The organism is Rheinheimera faecalis, assembly GCF_021290965.1.
Classification (GTDB): Bacteria; Pseudomonadota; Gammaproteobacteria; order Enterobacterales; family Alteromonadaceae; genus Pararheinheimera; species Pararheinheimera faecalis.
Genome location: NZ_JAJOYT010000004.1, coordinates 1 through 13675, shown reverse-complemented (window position 1 = coordinate 13675; position 13675 = coordinate 1). Strand labels below are relative to the sequence as shown.

The window sequence follows — 13675 nt, the reverse complement described above, 5'->3', positions numbered from 1 at the left end:
ATAAAACCACAATAAGATTTTTCATTTATTTTCATTGAGTTACAAAAAACCTTCTATACCCATTTAGTGGTACAACGCCTCAAATGTACCCATTTTTATACCATGGCAAGCTTGTTCCAGATCAATCATTATTCCTTACACACTCTTATAGTGTTCGCAAGTAAAGCAGACAAGGTCACACCACAAGTAAAAGCTGTGATCAGCGCCAGGAGTAAACCGATGAGTCACCTTCTCGATAAATTACGGTTTTTTAAAACTCGTAAAACCCCATTTTCAGATGGGCATGGTATTACAACTAACGAAGACAGAACCTGGGAACAGGGTTATCGTCAACGCTGGCAGCATGACAAGATAGTTCGTTCTACCCATGGGGTAAACTGCACAGGTTCTTGTAGCTGGAAGATTTACGTGAAAGACGGGCTGGTTACATGGGAAACTCAGCAAACCGACTATCCGCGTACCAGACCAGACCTGCCAAACCACGAACCTCGTGGCTGCCCAAGAGGTGCAAGCTACTCTTGGTATATTTATAGCGCCAACCGCCTGAAGTATCCAAAAGTACGTCAAAGTCTGATGAAACTGTGGCGTGAAGCGAAAGCTATCCATAAAGACCCTGTGTTGGCCTGGCAATCCATTATCAATGACCCAATCAAAGCCAAGAGTTATAAAGAACGCCGTGGTTTAGGTGGTTTTGTCCGTGCCAGTTGGGATGAAGTAAACGAGCTGATTGCGGCGGCAAACGTTCATACAGCAAAAACTTATGGCCCAGACCGCGTTTCAGGCTTTTCACCAATTCCTGCCATGTCTATGGTGTCTTATGCGGCGGGAGCTCGTTACTTATCACTGATTGGGGGTAACTGTTTAAGTTTTTACGATTGGTACTGTGACTTACCTCCATCTTCTCCTCAAGTCTGGGGCGAACAGACTGACGTTCCTGAGTCTGCGGATTGGTACAACTCAAATTACATTATTGTCTGGGGCTCCAACGTACCACAAACCAGGACTCCTGATGCCCACTTCCTGACTGAGGTTCGTTATAAAGGCACTAAAACCTGCGTCATCACCTCGGACTATTCGGAAGCATCAAAGTTCGGTGACACCTGGCTTGCACCACGCCAAGGCACTGATGCAGCGCTGGCGATGGCGTTTGGTCATGTCATTCTAAAAGAGTTTCATGTCAACAATCCTAGCGTGTATTTCACCGACTATGTCCGCCGCTATACCGATATGCCCATGCTGGTCATTTTAGAAGAGCAAGATGGCAAACTTAGCCAGGGTCGTTTCCTGCGCGCAGCGGATCTGGTCGATAATCTGGGCGAGAACAATAACCCGGATTGGAAAACTATTGCTCTGAACAACACAACAGGCAAACTGACCAGCCCGAACGGTGCTATTGGTTATCGCTGGGGCCAGACTACAGATCAAGCTGGTAAGTGGAACTTAGAGCAAAAAGATAAAGACGGTGACATTGAACTGGCTCTGAGCCTGAAAGATCAACACGACGCTTTAGTTGATGTGGCATTCCCTTATTTTGGTGGTGCTCCACACGAATACAAGTACTTCCAACACACAGCACATGATGACATTCAGCTGCGTAAAATACCGGCGAAAAAAGTTACTCTTGCAAACGGTACTGAAGTACTGGTCGCCACTGTATTTGATTTAACTCTCGCGCATTATGGTGTCGACAATGGTATTGGTGATGCCAATCGCGCCAGTTCTTACTCAGACAATGTGCCTTACACTCCGGCCTGGCAAGAAGCTATTACCGGCGTCAAACCTGAAGATGTGATCAGAGTTGCTACTGAATTTGGTCGTAATGCAGACAAAACACGTGGCCGTTCTATGGTTATCGTTGGTGCAGCGCTAAACCACTGGTATCACATGGACATGAACTACCGTGGCTTAATCAACATGCTGATGATGTGTGGTTGTATAGGTCAAAGTGGCGGCGGCTGGGCGCATTACGTCGGTCAGGAAAAACTGCGGCCACAAACGGGCTGGGCTCCACTGGCATTTGCCACAGATTGGCAAAAGCCGCCACGCCATATGAACGGCACTTCATTTTTCTATAACCATGCCAGCCAGTGGCGTTATGAAAAGCTCGACATGAAAGAAGTTATCTCGCCTCTTGCCAATAAAGAAAAATGGACAGGTTCAATTATCGATTTTAACGCCAGAGCGGAGCGTATGGGTTGGTTGCCCTCTGCCCCTCAATTGGCGGTCAATCCATTACATATTGCAGGTAAAGCTAAAGCTGCCGGGTTAGAGATTAAAGACTATCTGTTAGGCGAACTTAAAAATCGCAATATTAAGTTTGCCTGTGAAGAGCCTGAAAATCCGCAGAACTTCCCTCGCAATATGTTTATCTGGCGTTCAAACCTGCTGGGGTCAAGCGGCAAAGGTCATGAATATATGCTGCGCCATTTGCTTGGAACCAAACATGGTTTGTTAGGTAAAGACTTAGGTGGATTTGGTGGTAAAAAACCAGAAGATGTGACCTGGACAGATGAACCGGCAGAAGGAAAAGTTGACCTGTGGGTAACACTGGATTTCCGTATGTCGACCACCTGTTTGTATTCAGACGTCGTACTTCCTACCGCAACCTGGTATGAAAAAGATGATATGAACACTTCGGATATGCACCCGTTCATTCACCCACTGTCAGCTGCAATAGACCCAGTCTGGGAAGCCCGCAGCGATTGGGAAATATTCAAAGGCATAGCCAAAGAATTTTCCAGAGTCTGTGTCGGTCATTTAGGTGTTGAAACCGATGTCGTCACCACACCTATGCATCACGACACTCCTGCCGAGCTGGCACAACCTTATGGTGTGAAAGCCTGGTGGAAAGGTGAATGTGAGGCAATACCAGGCATCACTATGCCGCATTTGAATCTGGTAGAGCGTGATTATCCGAATACCTATCAGCGCTTTACCTCAGTGGGTCCTTTACTTGAAAAATCCGGTAACGGCGGTAAAGGCATCAGCTGGGATACTAAAAATGAAGTGAAATTTTTAAGAGAGCTCAATCGCACCCACACGACTGAAGGCATAAACAAAGGTTTAGCCAAAATCGAGTCTGCTATTGATGCCTGCGAAGTGGTGTTAACACTGGCGCCTGAAACCAACGGTCAGGTGGCAGTAAAAGCCTGGGATGCCCTTGGCAAAATCACTGGCCGCGATCACCGTCATCTTGCACTGAACAAAGAAGATGAAAAAATCCGTTGGCGCGACATCGTGGCACAACCTCGCAAAATTATTTCATCTCCAACCTGGTCTGGCCTGGAAGACGAACATGTGTCTTACAACGCAGGTTACACCAACGTGCATGAGCTGATCCCATGGCGCACTATTACAGGCCGTCAGCAGTTCTACCAGGATCACGAGTGGATGCGCGATTTTGGTGAACAGCAATGTGCTTACAAACCGCCAATTAACTTAAAAACTGTCGCCCCTGTGCTAAATAAAAAGCCCAATGGCAACACCGAAATAGTACTGAACTGGATCACTCCACACCAAAAATGGGGCATTCACAGTACTTATTCCGACAACCTGCTGATGCTGACGCTGTCACGTGGTGGTCCTATCGTCTGGCTCAGCGAAATTGACGCTAAAGCGGCAGGTATAGAAGACAACGACTGGATTGAAATTTTTAACGTCAACGGCGCCATAGCAGCCCGTGCAGTGGTGTCACAGCGCGTGCCGGAAGGCATGAGCATGATGTACCACGCGCAGGAGCGGATCGTGAACGTGCCAGGCAGTGAACAAACAGGTACCCGCGGTGGTATTCACAACTCAGTGACCCGCGCAGTAATGAAGCCCACCCATATGATCGGTGGTTATGCCCAGCAATCTTATGGCTTTAACTATTACGGCACTGTGGGGTGTAACCGCGATGAGTTTGTCATCGTCCGTAAGATGAACAAAGTCGACTGGCTGGACACCCAATAGGAGTAGCATGATGAAAGTACGCGCACAAATAGGCATGGTATTAAATCTCGACAAGTGCATAGGCTGTCATACCTGCTCCATTACCTGTAAAAACGTCTGGACCTCACGCGAAGGCGTGGAATACGCCTGGTTTAACAACGTCGAAACCAAACCTGGTATTGGTTTTCCGAAAGAATGGGAAAACCAGCAAAAATGGAATGGTGGCTGGGTGAAAAACGCCAAAGGCGAACTGGAGTTAAAAATTGGCGGCAAACGCCGGGTGTTGGCAAATATTTTCGCCAACCCGGATTTACCGGAAATTGACGACTACTACGAACCTTTTGATTTTGACTACCAGCATTTACATAACGCACCGGATAGTAAACACCAGCCTGTGGCAAGACCACGTTCGCTGATCTCCGGTAAGCGCATGGAAAAAATTGAGTGGGGCCCGAACTGGGAAGAAATTCTTGGTACAGAGTTTGCCAAACGCAAAAAAGATCAGAACTTCAACGAAGTAGTGCAAAAAGACATCTACGGTCAGTTTGAAAAAACCTTCATGATGTATTTACCACGTCTTTGCGAACACTGTCTGAATCCGGCTTGTGTGGCGGCTTGCCCAAGCGGCGCCATTTATAAACGCGAAGAAGACGGCATAGTACTGATTGATCAGGACAAATGCCGCGGCTGGCGGATGTGTGTTTCGGCTTGTCCGTACAAAAAAATCTATTACAACTGGAAAACCGGTAAATCAGAAAAATGTACTTTCTGCTTCCCGCGCATTGAAGCAGGTCAGCCCACAGTCTGTTCAGAGACCTGTGTAGGCCGGATCCGTTATCTGGGCGTTCTGCTCTATGATGCAGACAGAATTGCAGAAGCGGCCGGTGTTGCAAATGAACAGGATTTATACCAGGCACAATTGGATATTTTCTTGGATCCGAATGACCCGAAAGTCATAGAGGCAGCCCGCGCTGAAGGTATCCCAGATAACTGGATCAATGCAGCTCAACAAAGCCCTGTCTATATGATGGCGATGGAATGGAAAGTTGCACTGCCACTACACCCTGAATATCGCACTCTGCCGATGGTTTGGTATGTGCCGCCACTGTCACCTATTCAAAGCGCTGTGCAGGCTGGTCATGTCGGTATGAATGGCGAGATCCCTGATCTGAAATCATTGCGTATTCCACTGCGTTATCTGGCCAATATGCTGACCGCAGGTGATGAAAAACCTGTAGTTCGGGCTTTAGAACGCATGATCGCCATGCGTGCCTTCAAACGCTCACAACAAGTGGACGGTGTTGAAGATCTGGAGGTTTTAAAAACTGTTGGACTGACTGCGCTGCAAGTGGAGCAAATGTATCGTTATATGGCCCTGGCTAACTATGAAGATCGCTTTGTGATCCCAACCAGCCACCGAGCTTATGCTGAAAATGCTTATGATCTGAAGAGCAGCTGTGGTTTCAGCTTCGGTAACGGTTGTGGTGATGGCAATAACGGCGTCAGTCTTTTTGGCACTAAAGCCAAAGGCGTTCGTCAGGTAATTCCAGTTGAGCTGAAGGACTAACAGATGAAAATTTTACAAGTATTATCGCTGTTACTCGATTACCCGACTGAACTACTGAGCGACAGTCGGGACGAGTTAATACATTTGACGCAAGACTCCTCCTTGTCAGCTAAGGCAAAAGAAGCTGTGCTGGCCTTTATCAACACCAGACTGGATGGTGATTTAATGGACTGGCAGGTTGATTATGACGGCCTGTTTGAACGGGGTCGTTCACTCTCTCTGTTGTTGTTTGAACATTTACACGGTGAGTCGCGTGACCGGGGTCAAGCCATGGTTAATCTGCAAAATCAGTACAAAGAAGCAGGTCTTGAAATTGGCCTGAAAGAATTACCTGATTATGTGCCGCTTTACCTAGAGTTTTTATCAACGCAGGGAGATGACAACGCTCGCTTCGGTTTGCAGGAGGTAGCGCCTATTCTGGCGCTACTAACAGCACGGTTGCAGAAACGCCAGAGTGACTACTCGGCTTTATTTCTGGCGATGTTGGAACTGTCAGACACCGATATCGATCTGTCAGATATCGTACGTCAAATCGCTTCAGAAGAACGCGACGACACCCCCAAAGCACTTGATAAAGTGTGGGAAGAGGAGGTGGTCACTTTTCTTGGCAATGATCAGCAAAGTGCCTGTAGTAGCAGTACCAGTCGACCAACAGAACAACAACGTAAAGATCAGTTTATTCCGCTGAATACCGAGCTACTGAACGGCCAGGAATTCAGCACGGATACACTGGCCGCCGAGCTTTTTGCCCATGCAGTGACTAAAGCACCGGCAACAGCGACCAAAGGAGCTTGATATGACCGCCTTTACCCCTTCAATTTTTGACAGTTTTGCCTTTGGTATATACCCCTATATCGCCATGGCCATCATGTTTATCGGTAGTTGGATCCGGTATGACAGAGAGCAATACACCTGGAAAACCAGCTCCAGCCAGATTATGGAAAAGAAACAATTACGAAAAGGCAGTATTGCTTTTCATATTGGCGTAATTGCAATTTTCTTTGGTCACTTTGCGGGTTTACTGATGCCAAAATCTGTCTGGCATTTGCTCGGTATTACCACTGAAATGAAACAGCTGATCGCTATGGGTGTTGGTGGATTCTTTGGGCTCATTTGCTTTTACGGCCTGACGATCCTCATTATTCGCCGCCTGACCAATCCCAGAGTGCGGGCCAATTCCAGCACTATGGATATAGCCATCTTGCTGGTGTTGTATGCGCAGTTAATTTTAGGCTTACTGTCTATTTTTGTTTCCATGGGACACTTAGATGGCGCTGAGATGCTGAAGCTAATGGCCTGGGCACAAAATACCATGACTTTCCAAAGCGCGGCGGCTGTTGAAGCCATATCAGGAGTTCACTGGATTTTTAAAGCTCACGTGTTTTTAGGTATGACTATCTTTGTACTGTTTCCGTTTAGCCGCTTAGTGCATATGTTAAGCGTCCCAGTGCAATATGTTCGTCGTCAGCATCAGATAGTACGTCAACGTTTCGTGCGTTAAACCTGAAAGTAAGCACGGATGATTGCATCAGGCAGCATCCGTGCTTTGTTCAAATTACCGCTGATGTTGTCTGTCAACCATTGATTGTAACGACAACACAAACATCAGAAGAGCTGTGAAGAGGCAGACATGATCATTGTCAATGAAGTTAAAATTCCTGAACACGCTATTATGGCGGAAATGCAATATCATCCAGCACCAGAGAAAAGAACGGCAATGCTCAAGGCCGCCGAAAGCCTTATTATTTCGGAGCTACTTAAGCAAAGAGCTGTTGAGCTTGGTTTAGCCGAAGCCGACCAGTTAGAGGACACTTCTCCGCAGGCACAAGATGCAGTCTTAGACATGCTGATCACTAAAGAAGTACTGATCCCAAAAGCAGGTGAAGCCGAGTGTTTACAGTATTATCAGCAAAACCCTGGTCGTTTTGTCACCTCTCCCCTGTTAGAAGTTCGTCATATTTTGCTGCCGGCGGCACCAGACAATGACGGTGAGAGAATCAAGGCCAAGCAACTTGCAGAAAGCATCATCTCTGAACTGCAAAAATCGGCTGATTTTGCAGCATTAGCCACCAATTATTCAGTCTGCAGTACAAAAGATAGCGGCGGCTTGTTAGGCCAAATCACCAAAGGCCAGACCGTGCCTGAATTCGAACGACAAATATTCAAAGCGCAACCCGGATTAATGCCTTACCCGGTGGAAAGCCGCTTTGGCTTACACGTCGTCGATGTACTGCGAAAGGTTGAAGGTGAGCTGCTGCCCTATGAGGCCGTCGAAATAAAAATTAACGATTACCTCAACGAGAAAGTGCGCCGTAAAGCTATTGCACAATATATTGAAACCTTAATCAGCGCTGCAGCAATTGAAGGCTACGATTTTCAGGTAAGCAGCTCCCCTTTGATGCAATAACAAATCTGAAAAGTGAACACAGGCTTGAATAAGGCCTGTGTTTTGTTATTTCCCGAATCGATAGACATCGACTCCAATACGCTTTACGCCACATTATTTAACCTGCAGCAGAACTTCAAAGCGCACCTACCCACAAGTAGGTAACCATCTAATTTAATTAATATTTTCATGGGAAAACCTTACAATTAGGCGGCGTTATACAGTCCTAGTGAAGGCATCTATGAACACAACTTCTTTTGTATCTTCGGTTAAAATTAAAACCATAGTTTGTGCTCTGTCCGGTTTAGCGCTGATGCCGGCACAAGCCACAACAACCACTCTGGCCGATGCCTTAAAAGAAGGCTCTATCAACGCTCAGTTTCGTTACCGTCTGGAAAATGTAGATCAAGACAATGCACTTAAAACTGCAACAGCTTCGACATTACGTAGTCGGCTTACCTTACAATCTGGTAGCTGGTTCCATACCAAAGCGCTGATTGAGTTAGATAACGTCAGCAGTATAGGTGGTGAGCGTTACAATAGTGGAGTGAACGCAAATAACTATTACTCCGCAATAACAGATCCAACCGGAACAGATATCAATCAGGCCGCATTGTTATTCACCCCTTATAAAAACAGTCAGTTTACCCTAGGCCGCCAGCGTATTAACTTACAAAACCAACGCTTCATAGGCAGCGTAGGCTGGCGTCAAAACGAACAGACGTTTGACGGTGTGCGGTTGACGCAACAGCTTGGTAACCAATGGCAGATTGACTTATCTAGTCTGCACAACACAAACAGAATCTTTGGCACAAAAGGAGCTGATGCAGATCTACACGGCCGATTTTCTTTAGGGCAACTGAAATGGCAACCAATGCCTCAGCATACTTTCACCGCATTTCACTATGATCTGGATTTTGATATTCTGAATAGCAGCGACAGCCTGACACAAGGTTTGGATTACGCTGGTTATTTGGCGGCATTGCCGGATTTCAAATGGCTGTTTGTCTTTGCTGAACAGGAAGACAAACATCAGGCTCCATTGCAATTCCAGCATCATTATCATCGCGTAGATCTGAGTTACACCTTCAAAGGTATTACAGTGAAGCTGGTACAGGAAAGACTTGGAGGCGATGGTCAAACTGCCTTCCAAACCCCTTTTGCTACACTGCACGCATTTCAGGGCTTCACTGATGTGTTTCTGGTAACCCCAACCGTGGGTATCAGAGATCATTATCTTGAAATCAGTCTGCCATTAAGCTCTGTAAATCTTAGTGCAAGCTGGCACAGCTACCATAGTGATGCAGGCAGCAGTAAATTAGGCACTGAAATAAATAGCAGTGTTACTTATGATCTCCTGAAACAACTCAACCTGATGTTCAAACTCAGCCATTATCAAGCGGACAGTTACGGTGTTGATACGAATAAATTGTGGCTGATGGCAACCTACTCTATTTAAGGCTCTTCTCAACCCGACTCCCCACGTCGGTTTGTTGCTACGCCATTCAATAGGTTCTGAATGGCGTTTTTTTCCTCTTAAATCCGCAAATCTGTACAGGCCCCAGACAAATTCGAAGTAGCTCCAATGGCTAGCATCGCTGACACCACTGCGAATAACTGTATTGTCCCCCCCCGAGTTTAATCACCATAACAGAGACATCTTTACAGTTAAAAGTCTCAACTTACGGACTATTACCACCATAGGGGTAACAACCCTAAACAGAATGCGGCGTGCAGAGATAAGGAAATTCTGATGAATGAATTTATTGATCTAGATCAATCTTTATTCCCCACCGAGGTCTAACCTACACAACATGTAGTGCTAAAAATGAAAATAAACACAAGATAAAGCGTTATGAACACTCTCAACTATTATGCGGAACAAGTCGTGTGGCAAGAGGTGCCAGAGCATACCAGTCTGGCATTTACCATTTGCGGATGCCCCATTGGCTGCAAAGGTTGCCACAGTGCCGAAAGTTGGCCTGAGAATTCCGGATATCCCTTATCAGCAGAGATGCTGCATGACAAGCTACTGAAGTACAGTGGGCTCATCAGCTGCGTGTTATTTTTAGGCGGAGAATGGCATCCGGCATTGCTCAAAGACTTACTTTTACTTTGTAAAAAGCACCGACTTCACACCTGTTTATACACAGGGCTGGAACTGCGGGAAATACCTATAAACTTAATCGACTCTCTCGATTTTGTTAAAACAGGTCCCTGGAAAAAAGAATTTGGTCCACTGGGTTCTCCCTCAGGCAATCAGCGTTTTTATGACTTAAAAAACAGACGAGATCTGACCTGGAAATTTCAGTCGCCACAACATCATGATACTCAATTTCATGACATGAGCTCAGGCAGGAATATACCTGAAAAAGTTGCCCCATCTCATGACACCGCTGCCGGAGCTGAAAACATCTCTTTTGTATACATCGACACATCAGAAGTAACAACAAAGCCACCTATCAATTAAAATAAGGGATTTTGCTATGCAAAGATTAATGAAGCATCAGGTCGAACATAAACTTAACTTTATAGAGCAGTACCTTCATGCACAAAACGCTGCGGACGGTTCGAAGATGGATGCGAATGCCAACGTAACGCAAAAAAATATCGCCACACTGGAAGCGGAAATAATGAAAGATTATTTTATTCAAGTGAATCGAGCTCAGGTCAGTAAAAAAATATCTGAGCTTTTTGGTCAGGATTTAGCTTCAGAGTATGTGAGGCAAATTGAAGCTCATGAAATATACGTACATGATGAAACAAGCCTGAAGCCTTATTGTGTGTCTGTCACTATGTATCCGTTCCTTCGTGATGGATTAACCAAGCTGGGCGGTGAATCAAAAGCGCCTCAACATCTCGAATCATTCTGCGGCTGCTTTGTTAACTTTGTTTTCGCTGTCAGTAGTCAATTCGCTGGTGCTGTCGCTACGGTTGAGTTCCTTACGTACTTTGATTATTTTGCCCGTAAGGACTACGGTGACAATTATCTCCATACACACCGCAAACAGGTTGAAAACCACCTTCAGCACGTGGTTTATGCATTAAATCAGCCTGCTGCTGCACGCGGTTATCAAAGCGTGTTCTGGAATATTTCTGTGTATGACTACTATTATTTTGACAGCATGTTTGGCAACTTTGTATTTCCGGACTTTGTAAAACCTGAATGGAGTTCAGTATCTGCTTTACAGGACTTCTTCCTGAACTGGTTTAATGCCGAACGAGAAAAAACAATCCTTACTTTCCCGGTTGTTACCGTTGCAATGCTCACTGAAAAGAGCGAAGGAAAAAGCCACTGCAAGGATCAGCATTTTGCTGAGAAAATGGCTCATCAACTTGCAGCGGGCAGCGCCTTTTTTGTTTATTTATCAGATAGTGCGGATTCGCTAGCCTCCTGCTGCCGCTTGAGAAGCGAGATCAGTGACAACACTTTTTCATACTCCCTTGGCGCAGGTGGTGTGGCAACAGGCTCCATCAACGTCATTACTATCAATATGAACAGGTTGGTACAGGACAACAGAGATTTAGCCGAAGAAGTGACTAAAATTCATAAGTATCAGGTCGCTTACCGCAAACTGATGGAGGAATACCAGGCTGCAGGTTTGATGACAGTATATGACGCAGGTTTTATCAGCCTGGATAAACAATTTCTGACCATAGGTATTAATGGCATGGTCGAAGCCGCTGAGTCTCAAGGCTTTGAAGCGAGTAATAATCCTGCTTACATTGACTTTGTCCAGCAAAAATTAAAAGTCATATTTGACGCGAATAAAGAAGCCAAAGCTCTTTATGGTTACCTGTTTAATACCGAATTTGTACCAGCGGAAAACCTTGGAATTAAAAATGCAAAATGGGATAAAGAAGACGGTTATTTTGTCCCAAGAGACTGTTACAACTCTTATTTTTATGTCGTTGAAGACAACAGCAGTAACGCGATAGATAAATTCCAGTTACATGGCAGAGCTTTACTGGATTATCTGGATGGCGGTTCTGCTTTGCATTTAAATCTGGATGAAAAATTAACAACCCAGGGATATATGCAGTTATTAAACATAGCCGCTCATACTGGCTGTAATTACTTCTGTATAAACGTAAAAATTACTATCTGTAACCAGTGTGAAAAAATCGACAAGAGAACCTTAAACTCATGTCCACATTGTGGCAGTCACGATATAGATTATGGCACCAGAGTCATTGGCTACTTAAAACGAGTATCGTCTTTTAGTAAAGGCAGACGAATTGAGCATTCACTTCGTCACTACCACCGAAAACCGGCAGTGGCGATAAAAGCGGCCTCCCCCGCGATACCAGAAATGGCAGAAGCTTGATCTTTTCAGCTCAAGGCTAAGCAGGACGGTAAAACGACAGGATAACACTGTCGTTTTGTAAGCCCCTGAAAAAACTACCTACAAAGAGGCATCCTGAATGCCCATTTTTTGCAGCAACCAATGCCGTTTGTGTTGATAAACTTGAGTATGTCGATTATCAGTCAGAAAACTACAGAACTCCCCGGGGTACTTTAATGAATATACAGAGTTATCAGGATTTAATCACAGCTGCAAAGCAACAGCATGAACCACAGCGATTGCTCTTGGTATTTGCAAAAGCCGAGCTCCCCAATGGTTATACCGAAAGCCAACACAATAATTTTCTGCGTGGTGAAGGCGGCACTTTGAACCCTGTACTTTGCGTTGATAAATTGCCAGACGAAATTGCTGAATTTGAAACACTGAGAGCTGAATCCGAAAAAACAGGCTTCGACTGGGATATTGCTTTTGTATCGTCGCTGGCTGGCCGCGGTGGTTTTGCTCCGAACAGTGATGAAGCCGAACAACCGCTTAAAATGATGTTAGCAAAAATTCAATCTGGCATGATCGCAGACTTTCTGACATTTAACCGCTCAGGCGAACTCGTAGCTCTATTGTGAAATTGCACGAGCTGATTTTAATTCTAATGGATAAAAACTTAATAGTTGGTGGCCAAGATGAAAAAAGCACAGTTAGTCGAAAAAATTGCTGACAAAGCGAATATAAATAAAGCAAAAGCTCAAGCAGCTCTAGATTCAATGGTTAGCTCGATTTTAACAGCGTTAAAAGATGGTGACACAGTAGCTTTGGTCGGTTTTGGCACTTTTGAAAGTCGTGCACGGGCAGCACGTTCAGGCCGAAATCCTAAAACAGGAGAATCCATCCAAATAGCATCAACTAATGCTCCATTATTTAGATCAGGTAAAGGCTTCAAAGATGCAATTAATTAGTGTTTCTGCTACTAAACTCTTTAGATAAATATAACCCGTCGCACTGAATCGACCAGAGTTTCCTAGACACAAAATAGCATTACAATGCAGTGTGTTAGGGGGGACAAATGACGACAAAACGGTTTCCAGAAGAATTTAAGATTGAAGCAGTCAAGCAAATTACGGAGCGCGGCCATTCTGTGGCGAGCGTTGCGAAGCGTTTAGACATCTCAACAAACAGCCTTTACCTGTGGCTTAAAAAATACGGCAGCAACAGCGAACATTATCAACAGGTTTCTGAGCAGGAAGCCAAGATCCGTGAGTTAGAGAAACAACTGAAACGGGTGACGATGGAACGCGATATATTAAAGGAGGCCGCCGTGTACTTTGCCGTGGAGTCAAAGAAAAGTACACGTTCATAAAATCCAGACTGGCTCACTATCCGGTGCAACTGATGTGTCAGGTGCTGAATATTCAGCGCAGCGGATTATATGCATGGTTAAAACAGCCACAGTCTGCCCGAACCTTGGAAGACAACCGTTTGTTAGGGCTGATA

11 protein-coding genes are annotated in these 13675 nt (G+C 45.3%); all 11 read left to right on the top strand.

The features are described from left to right. The first annotated feature begins 219 nt into the window (after nucleotides 1-219). The 11 genes from LSG34_RS08355 (at nucleotide 220) to LSG34_RS08305 (ending at nucleotide 13541) form a co-directional block, all read left to right on the top strand. Nucleotides 220-3951, top strand: a complete 3732-nt coding sequence (locus tag LSG34_RS08355; protein ID WP_233008369.1) for a nitrate reductase subunit alpha — start codon at nucleotides 220-222, stop codon at nucleotides 3949-3951. 10 nt (nucleotides 3952-3961) lie between these two features. Next, nucleotides 3962-5497: a nitrate reductase subunit beta gene (gene narH, locus LSG34_RS08350; RefSeq protein WP_233008979.1), complete on the top strand. Its 1536-nt coding sequence runs from the start codon at nucleotides 3962-3964 to the stop codon at nucleotides 5495-5497. Nucleotides 5498-5500: 3 nt separating this feature from the next. After that, nucleotides 5501-6292 carry a nitrate reductase molybdenum cofactor assembly chaperone gene (gene narJ, locus LSG34_RS08345; RefSeq protein ID WP_233008368.1) on the top strand — a complete coding sequence of 264 codons (792 nt, stop codon included), beginning with the start codon at nucleotides 5501-5503 and terminating at the stop codon, nucleotides 6290-6292. Between the two features lies 1 nt (nucleotide 6293). Continuing rightward, nucleotides 6294-6998 (top strand): respiratory nitrate reductase subunit gamma, encoded by a 705-nt coding sequence (gene narI / locus LSG34_RS08340; protein WP_233008367.1) that lies wholly within the window; start codon nucleotides 6294-6296, stop codon nucleotides 6996-6998. 129 nt (nucleotides 6999-7127) lie between these two features. Continuing rightward, entirely contained in the window at nucleotides 7128-7904 is a 777-nt protein-coding gene (locus LSG34_RS08335) for a peptidylprolyl isomerase (protein WP_233008366.1), read from the top strand. A 220-nt stretch (nucleotides 7905-8124) separates the two neighbouring features. Then, a complete protein-coding gene (locus LSG34_RS08330) occupies nucleotides 8125-9342 on the top strand; it encodes an alginate export family protein (protein ID WP_233008365.1) in 1218 nt (405 codons plus the stop codon). 396 nt (nucleotides 9343-9738) lie between these two features. Continuing rightward, the gene (gene nrdG / locus LSG34_RS08325) at nucleotides 9739-10353 is read left to right on the top strand and encodes an anaerobic ribonucleoside-triphosphate reductase activating protein (protein ID WP_233008364.1); all 615 of its coding nucleotides are present in this window, start codon (nucleotides 9739-9741) and stop codon (nucleotides 10351-10353) included. 16 nt (nucleotides 10354-10369) lie between these two features. Then, entirely contained in the window at nucleotides 10370-12211 is a 1842-nt protein-coding gene (nrdD, locus tag LSG34_RS08320; RefSeq protein WP_233008363.1) for an anaerobic ribonucleoside-triphosphate reductase, read from the top strand. Between the two features lie 194 nt (nucleotides 12212-12405). After that, nucleotides 12406-12810: a ribonucleotide reductase subunit alpha gene (locus LSG34_RS08315; RefSeq protein WP_233008362.1), complete on the top strand. Its 405-nt coding sequence runs from the start codon at nucleotides 12406-12408 to the stop codon at nucleotides 12808-12810. A gap of 57 nt (nucleotides 12811-12867) precedes the next feature. Next, complete coding sequence (locus LSG34_RS08310) at nucleotides 12868-13140, top strand: HU family DNA-binding protein (RefSeq protein WP_233008361.1); 273 nt, start codon at nucleotides 12868-12870, stop codon at nucleotides 13138-13140. 107 nt (nucleotides 13141-13247) lie between these two features. Continuing rightward, nucleotides 13248-13541 (top strand): transposase, encoded by a 294-nt coding sequence (locus tag LSG34_RS08305; RefSeq protein WP_233008360.1) that lies wholly within the window; start codon nucleotides 13248-13250, stop codon nucleotides 13539-13541. Nucleotides 13542-13675 lie beyond the last annotated feature (134 nt).